21 protein-coding genes are annotated in these 18,941 nt (G+C 63.2%); 4 read left to right on the top strand and 17 right to left on the bottom strand.

The genetic code is table 11. The features are described 5' to 3' along the window. Positions 1–40: 40 nt before the first annotated feature. From pnp to truB, 3 genes are all read right to left on the bottom strand, one after another. A complete protein-coding gene (gene pnp / locus U5A89_RS08655; RefSeq protein ID WP_338160762.1) occupies positions 41–2,377 on the bottom strand; it encodes a polyribonucleotide nucleotidyltransferase in 2,337 nt (778 codons plus the stop codon). A gap of 297 nt (positions 2,378–2,674) precedes the next feature. After that, complete coding sequence (gene rpsO / locus U5A89_RS08650) at positions 2,675–2,944, bottom strand: 30S ribosomal protein S15 (RefSeq protein ID WP_037473756.1); 270 nt, start codon at positions 2,942–2,944, stop codon at positions 2,675–2,677. Next, on the bottom strand, positions 2,945–3,928 hold the full coding sequence (gene truB, locus U5A89_RS08645) for a tRNA pseudouridine(55) synthase TruB (RefSeq protein ID WP_338160761.1): 984 nt from the start codon (positions 3,926–3,928) through the stop codon (positions 2,945–2,947). Positions 3,929–4,161: 233 nt separating this feature from the next. On the opposite strand from truB, the gene U5A89_RS08640 reads away from it, so the two are divergent. Then, the gene (locus tag U5A89_RS08640; protein ID WP_338160760.1) at positions 4,162–4,857 is read left to right on the top strand and encodes an HAD family hydrolase; all 696 of its coding nucleotides are present in this window, start codon (positions 4,162–4,164) and stop codon (positions 4,855–4,857) included. Positions 4,858–4,869: 12 nt separating this feature from the next. Here the strand turns inward: U5A89_RS08640 and U5A89_RS08635 are convergent, their stop codons facing one another. The 11 genes from U5A89_RS08635 to rimP all read right to left on the bottom strand — a co-directional run bounded on the left by U5A89_RS08635 (position 4,870) and on the right by rimP (position 13,701). Next, entirely contained in the window at positions 4,870–5,448 is a 579-nt protein-coding gene (locus tag U5A89_RS08635; RefSeq protein ID WP_338160759.1) for a thymidine kinase, read from the bottom strand. Between the two features lie 9 nt (positions 5,449–5,457). Beyond that, entirely contained in the window at positions 5,458–6,351 is an 894-nt protein-coding gene (locus tag U5A89_RS08630; RefSeq protein WP_338162985.1) for an alpha/beta hydrolase family protein, read from the bottom strand. Next, positions 6,351–6,728, bottom strand: coding sequence for a type II toxin-antitoxin system VapC family toxin (locus tag U5A89_RS08625; RefSeq protein WP_338162984.1), 378 nt, complete (start codon positions 6,726–6,728; stop codon positions 6,351–6,353). The genes U5A89_RS08630 and U5A89_RS08625 overlap by 1 nt, the downstream gene beginning before the upstream one ends. 5 nt (positions 6,729–6,733) lie before the next feature. Next, positions 6,734–7,015 carry an AbrB/MazE/SpoVT family DNA-binding domain-containing protein gene (locus U5A89_RS08620; RefSeq protein ID WP_338160758.1) on the bottom strand — a complete coding sequence of 94 codons (282 nt, stop codon included), beginning with the start codon at positions 7,013–7,015 and terminating at the stop codon, positions 6,734–6,736. 31 nt (positions 7,016–7,046) lie between these two features. Then, positions 7,047–7,445 (bottom strand): 30S ribosome-binding factor RbfA, encoded by a 399-nt coding sequence (rbfA, locus tag U5A89_RS08615; protein ID WP_338160757.1) that lies wholly within the window; start codon positions 7,443–7,445, stop codon positions 7,047–7,049. Continuing rightward, positions 7,442–7,819: a glyoxalase superfamily protein gene (locus tag U5A89_RS08610; protein WP_338160756.1), complete on the bottom strand. Its 378-nt coding sequence runs from the start codon at positions 7,817–7,819 to the stop codon at positions 7,442–7,444. Before U5A89_RS08610 ends, rbfA begins: the two co-directional genes overlap by 4 nt. A 41-nt stretch (positions 7,820–7,860) precedes the next feature. Beyond that, a complete protein-coding gene (gene infB, locus U5A89_RS08605) occupies positions 7,861–10,449 on the bottom strand; it encodes a translation initiation factor IF-2 (protein WP_338160755.1) in 2,589 nt (862 codons plus the stop codon). Between the two features lie 82 nt (positions 10,450–10,531). Next, entirely contained in the window at positions 10,532–11,194 is a 663-nt protein-coding gene (locus U5A89_RS08600; RefSeq protein WP_338160754.1) for a DUF448 domain-containing protein, read from the bottom strand. A 147-nt stretch (positions 11,195–11,341) separates the two neighbouring features. Further along, positions 11,342–11,584 (bottom strand): tautomerase family protein, encoded by a 243-nt coding sequence (locus tag U5A89_RS08595; RefSeq protein WP_338160753.1) that lies wholly within the window; start codon positions 11,582–11,584, stop codon positions 11,342–11,344. A 6-nt stretch (positions 11,585–11,590) separates the two neighbouring features. After that, on the bottom strand, positions 11,591–13,162 hold the full coding sequence (gene nusA, locus U5A89_RS08590) for a transcription termination factor NusA (RefSeq protein ID WP_338160752.1): 1,572 nt from the start codon (positions 13,160–13,162) through the stop codon (positions 11,591–11,593). Between the two features lie 14 nt (positions 13,163–13,176). Then, the gene (gene rimP, locus U5A89_RS08585; protein WP_338160751.1) at positions 13,177–13,701 is read right to left on the bottom strand and encodes a ribosome maturation protein RimP; all 525 of its coding nucleotides are present in this window, start codon (positions 13,699–13,701) and stop codon (positions 13,177–13,179) included. Between the two features lie 260 nt (positions 13,702–13,961). On the opposite strand from rimP, the gene U5A89_RS08580 reads away from it, so the two are divergent. The 3 genes from U5A89_RS08580 to U5A89_RS08570 are packed head-to-tail and all read left to right on the top strand — an operon-like array spanning position 13,962 to position 15,789. Then, positions 13,962–15,098, top strand: a complete 1,137-nt coding sequence (locus U5A89_RS08580) for a PQQ-dependent sugar dehydrogenase (RefSeq protein ID WP_338160750.1) — start codon at positions 13,962–13,964, stop codon at positions 15,096–15,098. A gap of 53 nt (positions 15,099–15,151) precedes the next feature. Continuing rightward, positions 15,152–15,409 (top strand): type II toxin-antitoxin system Phd/YefM family antitoxin, encoded by a 258-nt coding sequence (locus tag U5A89_RS08575; RefSeq protein WP_338160749.1) that lies wholly within the window; start codon positions 15,152–15,154, stop codon positions 15,407–15,409. After that, on the top strand, positions 15,406–15,789 hold the full coding sequence (locus U5A89_RS08570; RefSeq protein WP_338160748.1) for a type II toxin-antitoxin system VapC family toxin: 384 nt from the start codon (positions 15,406–15,408) through the stop codon (positions 15,787–15,789). The genes U5A89_RS08575 and U5A89_RS08570 overlap by 4 nt, the downstream gene beginning before the upstream one ends. Positions 15,790–15,865: 76 nt before the next feature. Here U5A89_RS08570 and U5A89_RS08565 read toward each other — a convergent pair whose 3' ends face one another. The 3 genes from U5A89_RS08565 to tpiA form a co-directional block, all read right to left on the bottom strand. Next, complete coding sequence (locus U5A89_RS08565) at positions 15,866–17,497, bottom strand: CTP synthase (RefSeq protein WP_338160747.1); 1,632 nt, start codon at positions 17,495–17,497, stop codon at positions 15,866–15,868. 89 nt (positions 17,498–17,586) lie between these two features. Further along, positions 17,587–17,973 carry a preprotein translocase subunit SecG gene (gene secG / locus U5A89_RS08560; protein WP_338160746.1) on the bottom strand — a complete coding sequence of 129 codons (387 nt, stop codon included), beginning with the start codon at positions 17,971–17,973 and terminating at the stop codon, positions 17,587–17,589. Positions 17,974–18,084: 111 nt separating this feature from the next. Next, positions 18,085–18,846, bottom strand: a complete 762-nt coding sequence (gene tpiA, locus U5A89_RS08555) for a triose-phosphate isomerase (protein ID WP_338160745.1) — start codon at positions 18,844–18,846, stop codon at positions 18,085–18,087. Positions 18,847–18,941: the final 95 nt, after the last annotated feature.

Below are 18,941 nucleotides of genomic sequence, written 5' to 3'. Positions count from 1 at the left end.
TTTATCATGTGGTCGGCCGATCCTGCGATCGGCACGTCCCTTAGTCCTGGGTCAGGAAGTCGGGCAGGCCACCCGGTGCCGGGCCGTCATCATTGCCGCCTTCGCTGCGTTCACGACGGGGACCACGGTCACCGCCATCGCGGCGCGGGCCACGGCCACGGTCGCCACGGCCTTCGCCGCCTTCGCGACGCGGGCCACGATCGCCACCGCCATCACGGCGCGGGCCACGGTCGCTGCGCGGCTCGCGCGCTTCACGGGCAGGACGGGTGTCTTCCAGCTCTGCGCCGGTTTCCTGATCGACGACGCGCATCGACAGGCGAACCTTGCCGCGCGGATCGATTTCGAGAACCTTGACCTTCACTTCCTGGCCTTCCGACACGACGTCGGTCGGCTTTTCGACGCGCTCATTCTTCATTTCGGAGACGTGGACGAGACCGTCCTTGCCACCCATGAAGTTCACGAAGGCACCGAAATCGACGATGTTGACGACCTTGCCGTCATAGATCTTGCCGACTTCCGCTTCCTGGGTGATGCCCAGGATCCACTTGCGGGCCGCTTCGATCTGCGCCGGGTCGGACGAGCTGATCTTGATCAGGCCTTCGTCGTCGATGTCCACCTTCGCGCCGGTTTCGGCGACGATCTCGCGGATCACCTTGCCGCCGGTGCCGATGACTTCGCGGATCTTCGACTTGTCGATCTGTAACGTCTCGATGCGCGGGGCATGGGCCGACAATTCGGTGCGGGTCGAGGACAGCGCCTTGCTCATTTCGCCAAGGATATGCGCGCGGCCTTCCTTCGCCTGGGTGAGCGCGGCTTCGAAGATTTCGCGCGTGATGCCCGCAATCTTGATGTCCATCTGCATCGTGGTGATGCCTTCCGACGTGCCCGCGACCTTGAAGTCCATGTCGCCCAGATGATCTTCGTCACCCAGAATGTCGGACAGGACGGCAAAGTCCTTGCCTTCCAGGATCAGGCCCATGGCGATGCCGGACACGGGGCGCTTCAACGGCACACCGGCATCCATCATCGAAAGCGAACCGCCGCAGACGGTCGCCATCGAGGACGAACCGTTCGACTCGGTGATGTCGGAGAGAACGCGGATCGTGTAGGGGAACTCGTCCTTGCTCGGCAGCACGGGGTGCAGCGCACGCCATGCCAGCTTGCCATGACCCACTTCGCGACGACCCGGCGCGCCGAAGCGGCCGACTTCACCGACCGAATAGGGCGGGAAGTTATAGTGTAGCATGAAGTTTTCATAATGCAGGCCGGTTAGGCCGTCGATCATCTGCTCGGCGTCCTTGGTGCCCAGCGTGGTGGTGCAGATGGACTGCGTTTCACCACGCGTGAACAGGGCCGAACCATGGGTGCGGGGCAGGAAGCCGACCATCGCTTCGATCGGACGGATCTGCGTGGTGGTGCGGCCGTCGATGCGCTTGCCGTCCTTCAGGATGGCGCCGCGCACGATTTCCGATTCCAGCTTCTTGGTCAGCTTGATGCCGGCCATCACGGTCTGGGCATCCAGGCCTTCGGCGGTGAAGCTGGCCTTCGCCTTGGCGCGGGCTTCGTTCAGCGCGTTGGAACGGGCCGACTTGTCGGTCAGCTTGTAGGCCGCCGCGATGTCCTTGCCGATCAGCTTCTTCAGCTTCTTCTTCAGGTCTTCCAGATTGTCGCCCTTGGCGATATCCCACGGATCCTTCGCCGCCTTTTCGGCCAGGTCGATGATCGCGTTGGCGATCTTCTTGCTCGCTTCATGGGCGAACAGGACCGCGCCCAGCATGACCTCTTCCGACAGTTCCTTGGCTTCGGATTCGACCATCATCACCGCGTTGCCGGTGGCGGCGACGACCAGGTCGAGTTCGCCGGCCTTGGCTTCGTCCAGCGAGGGGTTGAGGATATATTCGCCATCCTTGTACCCGACGCGCGCAGCGCCGATCGGACCCATGAAGGGCACGCCCGACAGGGTCAGCGCAGCCGACGCGGCGATCATCGCCACGATATCTGGCTCGCTTTCGCCATCGAAGCTCAGAACCTGGGCAATGACGTTGATTTCGTTATAGAAACCTTCGGGGAATAGCGGGCGGATCGGACGGTCGATCAGGCGGGAAACCAGCGTTTCCTTTTCCGTCGCGCCGCGCTCACGCTTGAAGAAGCCGCCGGGGATGCGGCCGGCGGCGGAATATTTTTCCTGATAGTGAACGGTCAGCGGGAAAAAGTCCTGCCCTTCCTTCACGCTCTTAGCAGCGGTCACGGCGCACAGCACCACGGTTTCGCCATAGGTGGCCAGCACGGCGGCGTCAGCCTGGCGCGCGATACGACCGGTTTCGAGAGTCAGCGTCTTGCCGGCCAGCTCGATGGATACTTTCTTGACGTCGAACATAGATTTTTTCCTTCGCCCGCGTCGGCCCTATTGCCGGGCGGGGCCTTTGGTGGAGCCGGTGCGGCTCCATGAATGGAGAGCTTTACACTCTCCTCCGTTCGCCCTGAGCCTGTCGAAGGGCTCGCCTGAGCGGAGCGAAGGCTCTTGCTTCACTTCGTTCAGCATAAGGATTCGACTTCGCTCAGCCCGAACGGTGTGGGAGATGTCTCCCGGATCATGAACGCCTTGCCGAATTGCCGGACGCCATGTGTCAGAATCAGAAACGGCCCCGAATGGGGCCGTCCCTTTTGTGCAGGCTTACTTACGCAGGCCCAGCTTGCCGATCAGGTCGGTGTAACGCGCCTGATCCTTCTTCTTGAGATAGTCCAGCAGCGAACGACGCTTGTTGACCATCATCAGCAGACCACGGCGGCTATGATTGTCCTTGTGGTGACCCTTGAAATGCTCGGTCAGGTTGGTGATCCGCTCGGTCAGGATCGAAACCTGAACCTCTGGCGAACCCGTATCACCCTCAGCGCGGGCATATTCCTTGATCAGCGCTTCCTTGCGCTCGGCAGTAATCGTCATCTAATCGTCTTCCCTCGACATCAGGTTGAAACCGCGCACCACACGGATGTCGCCATCCTGCATTTCGACCAGCGCGACGGGGATGATCCCGTCGGTCGCCAGATGAAGGCCAGTGGCAGCGGCGATCCCGGTCAGTATCTTCCCCTGGCGGAGAGCGATGGCCTGATCGGGAGAGACGGGGAGAGCCGGGATGTCGTCCAGCCCCGCCGTCAACGGCAGCATAAGCCCACCGATGCCGCCGCCCTTAGCAGCTTCGTCCAATTTGTCCAGCGTTATCGCGGTTTCCAGCGTGAACGGCCCGGCCTTGATACGGCGCAACATGGTGACATGGCCGACCGTCCCCAGCGCCAGCGCGATGTCGCGGGCGAGGGAGCGGATATAAGTGCCCTTGGAGACATGGGCGGTGAGGGTGATGCAGTCCAACGGGTCGTCATTCCCGCGAAGGCGGGAACCCATCTCCCACACCTCGCGCCCAGTCCCACTATTGAGAGATGGATCCCCGCCTATGCGGGGATGACGGATTTCGAGGTGGTGAATCGTCACGCTGCGCAACTTCATCTCGACCTCCTCCCCCTTGCGGGCAAGGTCATAGGCGCGCTGGCCGTCGATCAGGATGGCGCTATAGGCGGGCGGCGCCTGTTCGATCTCGCCGGTGAAGCGCGGCAGCACCGCTTCCACTTGCCCCAGCGTAGGCCGCACGTCGCTCTCGGCGATCGCCTTGCCTTCCAGGTCGAGCGTGTCGGTCTGGACACCGAATGCGACGGTGAAGTCGTAAATCTTGTCGCTGTCGAGCATCCGGCCCGCCAGCTTGGTCGCCTCCCCCACCGCGATCGGCAGAACCCCGGTCGCCAGCGGATCGAGCGTGCCGCCATGGCCGACCTTCCATTTGCCAGCACCACTGGTGCGCAGCGCGCGCTTGACCGCGCTCACCGCCTGGGTGGAGCCAAGGCCGTGCGGTTTGTCGAGGATGATCCAGCCATGCATGGCGGCGGGGCTTAGCTGCCTCGTCCTGCCCTGTCAGCTTTTAAAGCTACAGGACTCCGCATCCATTCCCCGTCATCCCGGACTTGATCCGGGATCCCGCTTCTTCCTCCCATCACAAGACAGCGGGACCCCGGATCAAGTCCGGGGTGACGAATATGTGCTATGGCAGAGGTGGTCCGTGGCCTCCCAATTCCACCATTCCCCCTTGCCCCATCCCGCGATACAGGGCGCGCATGACGATCAAGCTCATCTGCCTGGATGCCGACGACACGCTTTGGCACAATATGCGCCATTTCAATGCGACCGAAGACGCGCTGCTCGACATGCTGCGCCCCTTTGCCGACGCGGATGTGACGCGTGAGCGGCTGATCGCGTGCGAGACGCGCAATCTGCCGCTCTATGGCTATGGCGCGAAGGGCTTCACCCTCTCGATGATCGAAACGGCGGTCGAACTGGCAGGCGAGTCGCTGTCCACCGCGATGATCGAGGGAATATTGGCGGCGGGGCGCGCACTGCTCGCCCATCCGGTCGATCTGTTCGACGGGGTCGAAGACACGCTGGCACGGCTGGCGAAGGTCGGGCCGCTGGTGCTGGTGACGAAGGGCGACCTGCTGCACCAGGAAAGCAAGCTGGCGGCGTCCGGCCTGGGTGATCTGTTTTCCGGCATCGAAATCGTGAGCGACAAGAAAGTGGACACCTTCCGCACGCTCTTCGCCCGCCACGGCGTCGCTGCAGAACAGGCCGTGATGGCGGGCGATTCGATGCGGTCGGATATCTTGCCCGCGCTGGAGGCGGGCGCATGGGCCGCCTTCGTCCCGCAGGAAGGCGGCTGGTCGCATGAAAGCGCCACCGCGCCGTCCGACCATGCGCGCTTCATCCAATTGGAGCGGCTGACCGACCTGCCCGACTGGATCGCGACGATCGATTGACGGCTCCGGCGTTCAGCGCTGCATCTGCTCCACGAAATGGCGACGGCATAGCGCGACATAGCGATCATTGCCGCCGATTTCGGTCTGCGCGCCTTGCTGGATCGCCTGCCCTGCGGCATCGACGCGCAAATTCATCGTCGCCTTGCGCCCGCAATCGCACACCGTCTTGATCTCGGTCAGCGTGTCGGCAAGGCCCAGCAACGCGGCGCTGCCGGGAAACAGTTCCCCCTGGAAATCGGTGCGGATGCCATAGCAGAGCACCGGGATACCCAGCCGGTCGCAGACCGCGCCCAGTTGCCACACCTGCGCTTCGGTCAGGAACTGCGCCTCGTCCAGCAGTACGCAGGACAGCGGCGTGGCGTCATGCTGGGCGGCGATGGCGGCGAAGATATCGACCTGCGGATCGAACAGATGCGCCTGTGCTTCCAGCCCGATGCGCGACACGATCCGCCCCCGGCCATAACGATCGTCCAGCGCGGCGGTCCACAACATCGTGTCCATGCCGCGTTCGCGATAGTTGAAATCCGATTGCAGCAGGGTGGTCGATTTCCCCGCATTCATCGAGCTATAGTAGAAATAGAGCTTCGCCATCGGCCCCGATTAGCGGATTGTCGGCGCGACGCCAGCCAGGAAACGGACCAGCGCATCGGCCAGCGCGATGCGGCTGTCGGAAAAACTATGGTCGGTCGGCCACACCATCAACCGCGCCGACGGATTGGTCCCCTGTGCGTCGGCGGCGACCTTGCGCGCCATCGCGCCGATCCCCTTTTCCGCGCCCAATATCGTCAGCGGGCGGCGGCCATAGCCAGCCAGACGGCGGCCCAGATCGAACTTCTCGCCCCCATTCCTTATCTCGGCGGTCAGGCTGTCATAGGTCGCGCCGTTCAGCGGCGGCAAATCGCCCGCGACTTCGGCCTTCCAGTCCGCCTCTCCCTTCGGTGTCGCGAGCGACGCGGTGGTCTGGAGCGGATCCCAGGGATCGATCAGGAACAGTCCGGCGACGCGCGGGTCTGCGGCGGCGGCATCGGCGGCCATGAAGCCGCCCATGCTATGTCCCGCCACCACGATCGCGCTGGTGTCGATATGATAGCGGGCGACGACCGCGGGCTGTTGCAGATATTGCAGCGCGGTAAAGGCATCTTCAGACGCATGCATGAACGAGAAAATGCCGGGACTGCCCCACGACCCGCGATAATGGAGCGTCAGCACATTCCATCCGGCCCGACGCGCTGCCTGAGCAAGGTCCAGATTCTGCTCGTTGCCCGGAAAGCCGTGCAGCAGCAGCAATGTGGGATGCACGCCTGCACCGGCTGCGGTGTACATCACCGCATTCATCGCGCCATCCTCCGCCGGAATAACGAAGGCGCTCATGCCCGCTGGATAAGCCGCGTCCGGCTTGGGGTCGGCGATGACGGCATGATGGATCGCGGGTTCCTTGGCATGGACCGGAGCGATCACGGTACAGGCCAGCAGCAGGGCGAACGGAAAGCGCATCATTTCGGAACCTCGATTGCTACGGGCGGATCGACCAGTTTGCGGAAAGCCTCTGCATCAAACGTCACGAAGGCTTCCGTACCGTTGGCCGCCAATACATGAATGGCATCGGCAATGTCCGCGCCGGCGCGGAACTGCGCCACGGCCCATCTTACGCCGTCGCCCTGCTCCACCGACACATTGGGCAGGTCCATGATGTCGGACAGGATATCCGCCAGCGCTGCCCGCCCCACCTTATATCGGCTGCCCAGCAACCATGCGGTTTCGAGCATGACGGTCAGCGGGATGAATATGCCATCGGCAATTAAGGCGTCTGCAATCCGGGCTTGCACAATATCGTCCCGAACAAGGGCGCGGGCCAGGATGTTGGTGTCCACCGCCTTCAACGATCGCTGTCCTCGCCCGCCTTGCGCCAGCCTTCGGCGATCGTCTGGTTCATCTCTTCAATCGTGACGGGTGGACCGTCATAAGCGATGCGCGCCCTGATCCCCGCCATGATCTCATCGAAACTGCGCCCCGATTTCCGGTGCTGCGGTTTGAGCAGCACGCCGCCGCCCATGGGCACGACGTCCAGCACCTGCCCCGGCGACAGACCAAGCTGATCGCGCACATCCTTGGGGATGACGACCTGGCCCTTGGCCGACAGAGTTGTCTTGGCGTTCATGACGGTAAGATGCGTCTTACCTAACCCCAAGTCAATCCGCGTCTTCGTCCTTGACCAGATCCTGCGCCACCTTGGGATCGCGCAGCAGCTTGTCGATATGGGAGCCTTCGTCGAAACTGTCGTCGGCCAGGAATTTCAGCTTCGCCGCATATTTCAGCGCGATGCGCGTCGCCACTTCCCGCTGCAGATAGGCGGTGTTGGTGCGCAGCGCCTTGAGCACTGCGGCTTCATCCTGCCCCAGCAGCGACTTGATGAAGATGGTCGCGTGGCGCAAGTCGGGTGACATGCGCACTTCGGTGACGCTCACGACATGCTTGTCCAGCACATCGTCATGCACGTCGCCGCGCTGGAGAATGTCGGACAGGACGTGCCGCACCTGTTCGCCCACGCGGAGCAGGCGGACGGACGGACCCTCCGGAGATTTGCTCATGCCTGGTCCTTCGGCAAATAGGTATAAAACATCAATCGGTTTCCCGCTGGATCGGTGATGGTGGTTTCCAGACCGCCCCAGTCTGTCTTCTTTGGAGCGCCCGGCCGAGCATTGCCGAAATTTTTTGCCCGCAATTGCGCCACATAGGCCGTGACATCGTCCACCGCGATGCGGATCGCCGATCCTGGCGTCGCATCGCCATAATGTTCAGACAGATGCAGTTCGCAGGCTCCCAGCTTCACGCCCATATATAGCGGCAGGTCCGGTTCGAACCGGTGCGCGAACACCTGCTCGAATCCCATAAAGTCGCAATAGAAGGCGCGCGTCCGGGCTTCGTCGAAACTGCGGAGAACCGGCGTGATCGTGCCCAGCATGACCATATCGCTTCCCTCCGCAGCCTATCGATACAGGTCCGTTACAGCGTGCGCTGACGTTCCTCGACCTCGAACAGTTCCAGCGTATCGCCGGCTTTGATGTCGTTCGTATCCTGCAGCACCGCGCCACATTCCATGCCCGCGCGGACTTCGGACACGTCGTCCTTGAACCGGCGGAGCGAGTGGATGATCGTCTTCGACACGATGACGTCCGACCGAGTGAGGCGCGCATTGAGCCCCTTGCGGATGATGCCGTCCAGAACCAGCAGCCCGGCTGCCTTGTCCTTCTTGCCCGCCGGGAACACCTGCAGCACTTCGGCGCGACCCACGATCGTTTCGATACGCTCGGGCGCCAACTGGCCCGCCATTTCGCCACGCACTTCTTCGAGCAGGTCGTAGATCACGTCATAATAGCGCAGCGAGATTTTCTCCCGCACCGCCAGTGGACGGGCCTTGGCATTGGGACGCACGTTGAAGCCGATCAGCGGCGCACGGCTGGCGGCTGCCAGCGTCACGTCACTTTCCGTGATCGCGCCGACGCCGGAGCTGAGGATACGCACCTTGATCTCGTCCGTCGAAATACGGTTAAGCGCACTGACGATCGCTTCGACCGATCCCTGCACGTCGCCACGGATCACGACCGGATATTCGATCATGGTCGTGTTGAGCGCCGAGAACATATGTTCGAAGTTGGTCGGCACGGACGCCGTCCGCTTGCGCGTGATCTGTTCCTGGCGATAGGCCGCGACTTCACGGGCGCGGGCTTCATTTTCCACGACCGTCATCTGGTCGCCTGCCATCGGTACGCCCGACAGTCCCAGCACCTCGACCGGGGTCGATGGCCCGGCGAACTTCACCTGCTGCCCCTTGTCGTTGACCAGCGCACGGACCTTGCCGCTTTCCGCGCCGATGACGAAGGTGTCGCCGACCTTGAGCGTGCCTTTGCGGACCAGCACGGTGGCGACGGCGCCACGGCCCTTGTCCAACTGCGCCTCGATCACATTGCCTTCGGCGGCGCGATCGGGGTTGGCGGTCAGTTCCATAACTTCGGCCTGCAGCAGGATCTTTTCGATCAGCTCGTCCAGACCCGTCTTCTTGAGTGCGGAGACTTCGACATCCTGGACGTCACCGCCCATATCTTCGACCACAATCTCTTCGCTCAGCAGGCGCTCGCGCACCTTCTGCGGATTGGCCTCGGGCTTGTCGCACTTGTTGATCGCCACGATCATCGGCACGCCGGCCGCCTTGGTGTGGTTGATCGCCTCGATCGTCTGCGGCATCAGCCCGTCGTCGGCCGCCACCACCAGGATGACGATATCGGTGACGTTGGCGCCACGCGCGCGCATTTCCGAAAAGGCTTCATGGCCCGGCGTATCGAGGAAGGTGATCACATCGCCCTTCTTCGTCGTCACCTGATAGGCGCCGATATGCTGGGTGATGCCACCGCTTTCGCCCGCGACCACATCGGTCCCGCGCAAGGCGTCGAGCAGTGAGGTCTTGCCATGATCGACATGGCCCATGATCGTGACGACTGGCGCACGCGGCTTCAAAGATTCGACCGCGTCGGCTTCGCCTTCGATGCCGATTTCGACGTCGGCTTCGGACACGCGCTGGATGCGGTGGCCGAATTCTTCGACCAGCAGTTCGGCCGTATCCTGATCGATCGGCTGGTTGAGCGTAACCGCCTGCCCCATCTTGAACAGCGACTTGACCAGGTCCGCGCCCTTTTCGGCCATACGGTTGGCCAGTTCCTGCACGGTGATGATTTCCGGCACGACCACGTCGCGCGACTGCTTTTCGCGCGTCTTGGACCCGCCTGCATAATGCGCACGGCGTTCCTTTTCACGCGCGCGCTTGAGCGCGGCGAGGCTACGGGCGCGGGCGCTGTCGTCATCGGCCAGCGCCTTGGTCACGGTCAGTTTGCCGGCCTGGCGACGATTATCCTCGCCCTTCTTCGCCCGTTCGGGCTTGCTCGGCTCGGGACGCTTGATCGGGGTGACCGGGGTGAAGCGGCGCGGCGGCGGCGAAGCGGCCGTGGTCGCGGCGGGACGCTCCTGCTCGGCGGGCGCTACAGGTGCAGCGGCCTCCTGCGCAGGCTGCACGGGCGCGGCGGCCTCCGCCACTGGCTCGGCAGCAGGCTGCTCGACCGGCGCAGGCGTCGGCTCCGGGCTCTCGGCGGCCTGGCGATTTTCCTCGGCGCGACGCTTCTGCTCTTCGATCGCGGCCAGACGGGCGGCGTCTTCGCGGCGACGTGCGTCTTCCAGCGCGTTCATGCGCGATTCTTCCGCTTCGCGCAGCAGCTTGGCCTGCAATTCCTGACGCGACATCAGGCTCTGCGGCGGTGCCTGCCGTACGGGGGCGGGCTGCGGCGCGCGGGTCTGCTGCGGCGCGGGCGCAGGCGCTGCGGGGCGCGGCGCGACCGGGGTGGGATCGGCCTGTGGCGCAGCCGCAGGCGCAGCACCGGTCGTCTCACCCGGCTTGCCCAGGACGCGGCGCCGCTTCACTTCAACCACGACCGTATTTTTGCGGCCATGGCTGAACTGCTGCTGCACCTGACCGGATTCAACGGTCCGCTTGATGCCCAGCGGCTTGCGGCCCAGAACCGGCTTGTCTTCCTTGCTGTCACTCATACGACTGAACTTAACCCTTCACTTCCGCTCCGACCGGAAAGGCCCGTCGGCGCCCTTAACGAATTTACATCCGAACTTTCGGCTAATCGACCACGTCCGGCACATCGGTGGAGTCATGCTCCCCCTGTACAGGCGCCCCGTTAGCGCAACCCAGATAGCTTTCCAAGCGGCCGATAGCGCCGCGCAGACGCGACGCCGCACGCGAGTCGGTGACCGCGATATGGACGACGTTGTCGCGTCCCATTGCCATAGATAGGGCGTCGCGGTCCACAGGCAAGACGGTGCCCGCCAAATCCGTGCCTTCCGCTTCCTGTCCGACGCGCAGCGCCTGGTCCAGTTTGCGATTGCCGTCCGCCGCCGCATCGGCGGCGTGGAGCAACAATTGCACCTGCCCCTTGCGGCAGGCGACGTCGATCTTTTCCGACCCCGTCAGCAGCATCGACGCGCGCGATTCCAGCCCCAGCCGGTCCAGCAGCGTCTTGCGCAGGCCGGATTCGATCATCTCCGCCAGACCATCGGGGATCAGCAGCGCGCCGTCCTTGAACGATCGCGCCAGCGCGCCCTTGAGCTTGCCCTTGGCGATCGCGGTTTCAAGGTCCGCGCGCGACACGCCGATCCAGGCACCCCGCCCCGGCGCCTTGGCGCGGATGTCGGGCAACACCTGCCCCTCCGGTCCCACCGCCAGGCGGATCAACATGTCTGGGTCGGCGCGGTCGCCGGTCAATATACATTTGCGTTCGGTCACAGGGATGCCCCCTCCTCTTGGCTGGCCCGTGTTCCTGCGCAGGCAGGAACCCAGTTCCGCGGTTGAGAAAGCGCGTGACCGGGGGACTGGGCTCCTGCTTTCGCAGGAGCACATGGCCCCATTGGCGATGTTGGGGTGCTTATTCTCTCATCGGGGAGTGACCGCGGCATTGGCGTCCTCCCTTGTTAGAGGCAGCGGCGTGGGCGCGCGGTCGGCCAGCAATGCGCCGCCCGCCGCGTAATTGTCCAGGCTCAGTTCGGTGATAGCGATCTGCACCGCAGCCGCCGGCTTCCCCAGTCGCTCAACGAGCGACCGGGTGACGTCGGCGACCAGCGCGGCTTTCTGCGCGCGGGTTACGGTGCCAGCCAGACGGATATCCACGAACGGCATCTGTTCTTATGCTTCCTCGTCTTCGAACCAGTGCGCACGCGCGGCCATGATGATCTCATTGCCCTGCTCGTCCGACAGGCCATAGGCCGCCAGGATGCCGCCCTTGTCCTCGGTGGTTTCCGATTTGCGACGGCGCTGGTCGATCCGCTTCTTCTGCACCAGTTCGTCGGTGGCCAGATCCGCCAGGTCGTCCAGCGTCTTGATCCCCGCCTTGCCCAAAGTCACCAGCATCGCTTCGGTCAGATGCGGCATGTCGGCCAGCGCATCCTCGACGCCCAGATTGGTGCGCTCTTCACGAGCGGCCGCCTCACGGCGTTCCAGCGCTTCGAGCGCGCGGTTCTGCAATTCGCCGGCCAGTTCGTCGTCAAAGCCTTCGATCGCCGCCAGCTCGTCAATCTCGACATAGGCGACTTCTTCCAGTTCGCCAAAGCCTTCGGCGACCAGCAGCTGCGACAGCGTCTCGTCCACGTCCAGTTCGTTCTGGAACAGTTCGGAACGGCTGACGAATTCCTTCTGGCGCTTCTCGCTCGCGTCCGCTTCGGTCATGATGTCGATCGCCTTGCCGGTCAGTTGGCTGGCGAGGCGGACATTCTGGCCGCGACGGCCGATGGCGAGGCTCAACTGATCGTCGGGAACGACGACTTCGATGCGCTCTTCTTCTTCATCGATGACGACGCGGCTGACCTGCGCGGGCTGCAGCGCGTTGACGACGAAGGTCGCGGTATCTTCCGACCAAGGGATGATGTCGATCTTTTCGCCCTGCATTTCCTGCACGACGGCCTGCACGCGGCTGCCCTTCATGCCGACGCAGGCGCCGACAGGGTCGATGCTCGAATCGCGGCTGATGACGCCGATCTTGGCGCGGCTGCCCGGATCGCGGGCGGCGGCCATGATGGTGATGACGCCATCGTAGATTTCCGGGACTTCCTGCGCGAACAGCTTCTTCATGAACTCGGGATGCGCGCGGCTCAGGAAAATCTGCGGCCCGCGATTTTCGCGGCGGACGTTCAACACGACCGAACGGATGCGGTCGCCGACGCGAACGACTTCGCGCGGGATCTGCTGGTCGCGGCGGATGACGCCTTCGGCCCGGCCCAGATTGACGACGACATGACCGAACTCAACCGACTTGACGACGCCGGTGATGATCTCACCCACGCGGTCCTTGAATTCTTCATGCTGGCGCTCGCGCTCGGCATCGCGGACCTTCTGGAAGATCACCTGCTTGGCCGACTGGGCGTCGATGCGGCCCAAGTCGATGGCAGGCAGCGGATCGACGATGAAGTCGCCGATCACGGCGTCCTTCTTCAGCTTCTGCCCGGCCTTCAGGTCGACCTGCTTGAAATAATCCTCGACGACCTCGACTACTTCGACCACGCGCCACAGACGCAGGTCGCCGGTTTCCGGGTCCAGCTTGGCACGGATGTCGTTCTCGGCGCCGTAGCGCGCGCGGGCGGCGCGCTGGATCGCGTCTTCCATCGCTTCGATGACGATCGCCTTGTCGATCATCTTTTCGGATGCGACGCTGTTGGCGATCGCGATCAGTTCTGCCCGGTTGGCGGAAATGGCGTTGGCCATGGCTTTAGGAACCCTTACTCTTCGGTTTCAAAGTCGTCCGCCCCATCGGATGAGAGCGGCATGGTAGCAGAAAGCAGCGCGTCGGTCAGCAACAGCTTTGCGTCGCTGATCAAGGCGAAGGGGATGGCGACATCGCCGGCCTTCGCATCGGTAAACAGGACATCTTCGCCCTCGACGCCGTTCAGCACGCCGCGAAAGCTCTTGCGCCCCTCGACAATCTCGGTGGCGGAAATCTTGGCTTCATGCCCCGCCCATTCGATAAAGTCGGAAAGCCGGGTCAGCGGCCGGTCGATGCCCGGCGAACTGACTTCCAGCCGATAGGCTTCCTCGATCGGATCGGTTTCGTCCAGCACGTCCGACAGGCGGCGGGAGATCGCGGCGCAATCCTCGATCACCAACTGCTTGGTCCTCGGGTCTTCGGCCATGATCTGCAGCGTATGCTCGTCGCCCGACCCGAACAGCCTGATCCGCACGAGGTCGAAGCCCAGGGCTTTTACCTCGGGTTCGATCAGCGTGGTCAATAGGGCGATGTCCGCCATGCAATCTCCGTAAAACTCTATGCACACTTCCCAATGCCGCAGACCTACCGTGCCGCAAGCGTTCCGCCTGCGACCCCGACATGTGTAACGATGTAAGGAAGCAAGGCCGATATAGGTGAGAGCTACGAAATCTGCAACATTATTCGTGATCGGCAGTTCCCCATACGAACCGTTCGCCCTGCGCTTGTCGAAGGGCTGCACTTCCCCTTCACGAATGGGCAGGGCTTCGCCAAGCTCGGCCCGAACGGAGTCGAAACCTGATGCGCACTTTCATGGCCGCCCTGCCCCTCATCCTGATCGCCTGTTCGGCCGACAACGCCACCGGCCAGAACAGCACCACGGCTGCCGACAAGCCGTTCAAGACCGCCGTCATCGCCGACTTCGAATCGCCCTGGGCCATGACCTTCCTGCCCGACGGCCGCGCGCTGGTGACGGAGAAGGCGGGCGAGATGATCCTGTTCGATCCGAAGAACGGCACCAAAATTCCGGTCGCGGGCATTCCCAAGGTCGACAGCGCGGGCCAGGGCGCGCTGATGGACGTCGTCCTCTCCCCAACCTTCGCGAAGGACAAGGCCGTCTATTTCAGCTTTTCCGAAGAGCGTGACGGGGTGAAGGGCGTCGCGCTGGCCAAGGGCGCGTTCAACCAGGCGAGCGACGGCAATACGAAGCTGGACGGCGTGACCGTCATCTTCCGCGCCAGCCCCTATGTCGATGGTAACGGTCATTATTCCGGCCGTATCGCCTTCTCGCCCGACGGCAAATATCTGTTCTTCACCAATGGCGAGCGGCAGAAATTCGATCCGGCGCAAGATCCCAAGGCGACACTGGGCAAGGTCTTGCGACTTAACCTGGACGGCACCCCGGCGGCGGGCAATCCGCTGGCGGCCAAGGGCTTCGACCCTGCCATCTGGTCCTACGGCCATCGCAATCTGCTTGGGCTCGCCTTCGACAAGGACGGCCGCCTGTGGGAACAGGAAATGGGGCCAAAGGGCGGCGATGAAGTCAATTTGATCAAGCCCGGCCTCAACTATGGCTGGCCCAAGGCATCGAATGGCAGCCATTATGACGGCCGCGACATTCCCGATCACAAGGCGGGCGACGGCTATGAAGCGCCCAAGGTTAGCTGGAACCCGGTCATCTCCCCCGGCGGCCTGATCTATTATTCGGGCGATCTGTTCCCGGCCTGGAAAGGATCGCTGTTCATCGGCGGCCTGTCCAGCCAGAGCCTGGTCCGCGTGCAACTGGACGGCGAAAAGGCGGCCAAGGCCGACCAGTGGGACCTGGGCGCTCGTATCCGCGAAGTCGAGCAAGGGCCGGACGGCGCGCTGTGGTTGCTGGAGGATGGCAAGGAAGGATCGCAGGGACGGCTGTTGAAGCTGACGCCTGCGGCATCTTGATTTGGACCATTTGATAGTCCATAATTACCCGATCATTATATAAGGTGATCAGGATGAAAATCTCCGTATCCGACGCCAAGGCGCAGTTGACCGATCTTGTCAGGCGAGCCGAGGCTGGTGATGAAGTCATCCTTACCCGGCACGGCCATGCCGCCGTGCGTCTTGTGCCCGTCAAGGCGCGTGTAGATGCTGCATCCCGACGCGCCTTGATCGAAGAAATTCGCGCGGAAGCCGCCAAGATTGCGTCCCCCGGCCCCTGCGCGGCGCGAAGCCAGGACTTTCTCTACGATGAGAATGGTCTGCCGGGTTGATCGTCATCGATACGTCCGCGATCATGGCCATTCTGCTGAATGAAGCGGAAGCGGATGTTTGCGCAAAAGCCTTGGAAACCGACGATGCGCTGATCATGTCAGCAGGCACGTTGACGGAGGTCTTGATCGTTGCGCTTCGGCGTCATCATGGTCCGCAGGCCAAGCGCCTGATCGAGACACTCGACATCGAAATAGTGCCGGTAACACTGGATTCCGCAAAACGCGCGGCCGACGCCTATGCGCGGTGGGGCAAAGGCGTCCACCCCGCCAGTCTCAACTTCGGCGACTGTTTCGCCTATGAACTCGCAACGACGCGCAACTGCCCCTTGCTGTTCGTCGGCAATGATTTCGCGCAAACGGATGTCATGTCCGCCCTTTGACGATTGTGTTTATGCGGCTCCGCCTTCGCCAGGAGGCTGCCCGAAACGAAAAACGGGGCCAGATGGCCCCATTTCCTTACACCAACCGGCTCTGTTTGACCGCCGCTTCGATGAAGCTGGCGAAGAGCGGATGCGGATCGAACGGCTTGGACTTCAATTCCGGGTGGAACTGCACGCCCACGAACCAGCTATGGTCGGGCCGCTCGACAATTTCAGGCAGCGTGCCGTCGGGCGACATGCCGGAAAAGATCAGACCGCCCTTCTCCAGCGGTTCGCGATAACCGGCATTCACTTCGTAGCGATGGCGGTGCCGCTCGCTGATGTCGTTCGTGCCGTAAATGCCTGCGACCACACTGTTGCCGGTCAGTTTGGCGGGATAGGCGCCCAACCGCATCGTGCCGCCCAGATCGGTATCGGCCGTCCGCTTCTGCAGGCCTTCCGTGCTCATCCACTCGGTGATCAGGCCCACGACCGGCTCGGACGTCTCGCCAAATTCGGTGGTGGAGGCCTCCGCGATCCCCGCCGTGTTCCGCGCACCCTCGATACAGGCCATCTGCATGCCCAGGCATATGCCGAAGAACGGCACATTGCGTTCGCGCGCGAATTTAACGCTCGCGATCTTGCCTTCCGACCCGCGCACGCCAAAGCCGCCGGGGACCAATATGCCGTGCATCGGCTCCAGGCTGGCGATGATGTCGTCGCCCTTCTCGAACAGTTCGGCGTCGATCCACTTGACCTTCACCTTCACCCGGTTGGCAAGGCCGCCATGGTTGAGCGCTTCGTAGAGCGACTTGTAGGCGTCGAGCAGGCCGACATATTTGCCGACCACGCCGATCGTGACTTCGCCTTCGGGGTTCTGCTGGCGATCCATGATGTCGTCCCAGCGCTCCAGTTGGGGCACGGGCGCATCCTTGATACCGAAGGCGCGTAGCACTTCCTCGTCCAGCCCTTCGGCATGATATTGATGCGGCACGGCGTAGATGCTGCTGGCGTCGAGCGCGGGGATCACCGCTTCGGGCCGCACGTTGCAGAACAAGGCGATCTTCTTGCGCTCGCTGTCCGGCAACGGATGTTCGCAGCGGCACAGGAGGATATCGGGCTGGATGCCGAGCGACGTCAAATCACGCACGCTACGCTGGGTTGGCTTGGTCTTCAGTTCGCCCGCCGCCGCGATATAGGGCACCAGCGTCACATGCACGAAGATCGACTGACCGCGATCCAGATCGTTATGCAACTGGCGAATCGCCTCCATGAACGGCAGCGATTCGATGTCGCCCACCGTGCCGCCAATCTCGCACAGCACGAAATCCAGATCGTCGGTGTCGGCCAGGGCGAACGCCTTGATCTCGTCCGTCACGTGCGGAATGACCTGCACCGTCGCGCCCAGATAATCGCCGCGCCGCTCGCGCTGGATGATCGTCTGATAAACGCGGCCCTGCGTCACATTGTCGCTCTGGCGCGCGGACACGCCGGTGAAGCGCTCATAATGGCCCAGGTCAAGGTCCGTTTCCGCCCCGTCGTCGGTCACATAGACTTCGCCATGCTGATAGGGCGACATCGTGCCCGGATCGACGTTGAGATAGGGGTCGAATTTCCGGATTCGCACACGGAAACCTCGTGCCTGCAACAAAGCTGCGAGCGAAGCGGCCATGAGGCCTTTGCCAAGCGAGGAGACCACGCCGCCGGTGATGAAAATATACCGCGTCATGGGAGGAGAGGCTTAGCCTTTCAGAACGATAAAGGGCAAGCGCGCAAATCCACGCACGCTCAAAAAAGATCGAAAATTCGGTGAACGGATTAGTTGGCGAGCGGAACCGCGCCGTTGGCCGCCGGAGCCGAGGGCGTCGCCGACGCCGCATTGCTCGCCGCACCCGCCAACGGATCGCCGTTGTTGGAAGCCGGTGCGTTCTGGCTCGCGGGCGCCTTGCGCACCAGCGAGGTGTCGATGTCGCTGGGCGCGTGCCGCACCGATGCGATCACCGCCATGACGATCGACAGGGTGACGAAGATCGTCGCCAGCACCGTGGTCGACCGGGTCAGGAAATCCGCCGCGCCGCGCGCCGACATCAGGCCCGCCGGGCTGCCGCCCACGCCCAAACCGCCGCCTTCCGACTTCTGCATCAGGATGACGGCGACCAGCAGGGCAGCGATGATGGCCTGCACGACGAGAAGGAAGGTGAACATGCGACGGGGTCCGGTACTTTAGAATGCGTTGGCGCGCACATAGCGACGAAGGACGTTGGGGGCAACCGCGCCTTTTTCTCCCCTCCCTTGAGAGGGAGGGGCTTAATTTACTCAAACCGCCGCCGTCACCTTGGCATCGGCCGCTTCGATGATCGGCGCGAATTTCGCCGCCGTCAGGCTCGCGCCGCCGATCAGGCCGCCGTCGACATCCGCAATTCCCAGCAACTCCGCCGCATTGGCGCCGTTCATCGACCCGCCATAGAGGATCCGCATCTTGTCCGCCTCCGCGCCGATCCGGGTGGCGAGCGCGGCGCGCAGCGCGGCGTGCATGGTTTCCACCGCCTCCATCGTCGGGATACGGCCGGTGCCGATCGCCCATATCGGTTCATAGGCCACCGCCAGCCAGTCCGCCGCCGCGCCTTCGGGCAGCGATGCGAGCAACTGCGCCGACACGACCGCTTCGGCATTACCCGCGTCGCGCACGTCCAGGCTTTCGCCCACGCACAGGATGACGTTCAGGCCCGCCGCCTTGGCCGCCAGCGCCTTTGCCGCGATGTCGGCATTGGTTTCGCCGCGCGCCTCACGCCGTTCGCTATGCCCGGTAATGACCCAGGTCGCGCCCGCCTCCGCCAGCATTTCCGCCGACAGCGAACCGGTATAGGCGCCGCTCATGTCCATATGGCAATTCTGCGCGCCGATGAACGCCGCGCCGCGCTTTTCCGACCCGGCCATGATCAGCGTCGCGGGCAGGCACAGCCCGACCTCGACCGCCGGATGCGCGGCGGCCAGATCGCCGATCGCCTCCACCTCATCCAGATGCTCGCGCATCCCGTTCATCTTCCAATTGCCGACAACCAGCTTGCGCCTGCTCATCTGCCCGTTCCCCCGTGATCTAAGGTGGTTATTGCTGCACGATGCCCCGGTGTCGATCCGCCGCAACCCCATGGGGCCACGCCTCCTCGGATCGT

It is taken from the genome of Sphingobium sp. HWE2-09 (genome assembly GCF_035989265.1).
GTDB lineage: Bacteria > Pseudomonadota > Alphaproteobacteria > Sphingomonadales > Sphingomonadaceae > Sphingobium.
Note: the sequence above shows the minus strand (reverse complement) of the source record. Positions and strands in the feature narration are given on the sequence as shown.

Excerpts from the sequence above, each read along its gene's own strand:
- pnp (WP_338160762.1), bottom strand. The coding sequence starts at position 2,377 with ATGTTCGACGTCAAGAAAGTATCCATCGAGCTGGCCGGCAAGACGCTG.
- rpsO (WP_037473756.1), bottom strand. The coding sequence starts at position 2,944 with ATGACGATTACTGCCGAGCGCAAGGAAGCGCTGATCAAGGAATATGCC.
- truB (WP_338160761.1), bottom strand. The coding sequence starts at position 3,928 with ATGCATGGCTGGATCATCCTCGACAAACCGCACGGCCTTGGCTCCACC.
- U5A89_RS08640 (WP_338160760.1), top strand. The coding sequence starts at position 4,162 with ATGACGATCAAGCTCATCTGCCTGGATGCCGACGACACGCTTTGGCAC.
- U5A89_RS08635 (WP_338160759.1), bottom strand. The coding sequence starts at position 5,448 with ATGGCGAAGCTCTATTTCTACTATAGCTCGATGAATGCGGGGAAATCG.
- U5A89_RS08630 (WP_338162985.1), bottom strand. The coding sequence starts at position 6,351 with ATGCGCTTTCCGTTCGCCCTGCTGCTGGCCTGTACCGTGATCGCTCCG.
- U5A89_RS08620 (WP_338160758.1), bottom strand. The coding sequence starts at position 7,015 with ATGAACGCCAAGACAACTCTGTCGGCCAAGGGCCAGGTCGTCATCCCC.
- rbfA (WP_338160757.1), bottom strand. The coding sequence starts at position 7,445 with ATGAGCAAATCTCCGGAGGGTCCGTCCGTCCGCCTGCTCCGCGTGGGC.
- U5A89_RS08610 (WP_338160756.1), bottom strand. The coding sequence starts at position 7,819 with ATGCTGGGCACGATCACGCCGGTTCTCCGCAGTTTCGACGAAGCCCGG.
- infB (WP_338160755.1), bottom strand. The coding sequence starts at position 10,449 with ATGAGTGACAGCAAGGAAGACAAGCCGGTTCTGGGCCGCAAGCCGCTG.
- U5A89_RS08595 (WP_338160753.1), bottom strand. The coding sequence starts at position 11,584 with ATGCCGTTCGTGGATATCCGTCTGGCTGGCACCGTAACCCGCGCGCAG.
- nusA (WP_338160752.1), bottom strand. The coding sequence starts at position 13,162 with ATGGCCAACGCCATTTCCGCCAACCGGGCAGAACTGATCGCGATCGCC.
- rimP (WP_338160751.1), bottom strand. The coding sequence starts at position 13,701 with ATGGCGGACATCGCCCTATTGACCACGCTGATCGAACCCGAGGTAAAA.
- U5A89_RS08580 (WP_338160750.1), top strand. The coding sequence starts at position 13,962 with ATGCGCACTTTCATGGCCGCCCTGCCCCTCATCCTGATCGCCTGTTCG.
- U5A89_RS08575 (WP_338160749.1), top strand. The coding sequence starts at position 15,152 with ATGAAAATCTCCGTATCCGACGCCAAGGCGCAGTTGACCGATCTTGTC.
- U5A89_RS08565 (WP_338160747.1), bottom strand. The coding sequence starts at position 17,497 with ATGACGCGGTATATTTTCATCACCGGCGGCGTGGTCTCCTCGCTTGGC.
- secG (WP_338160746.1), bottom strand. The coding sequence starts at position 17,973 with ATGTTCACCTTCCTTCTCGTCGTGCAGGCCATCATCGCTGCCCTGCTG.
- tpiA (WP_338160745.1), bottom strand. The coding sequence starts at position 18,846 with ATGAGCAGGCGCAAGCTGGTTGTCGGCAATTGGAAGATGAACGGGATG.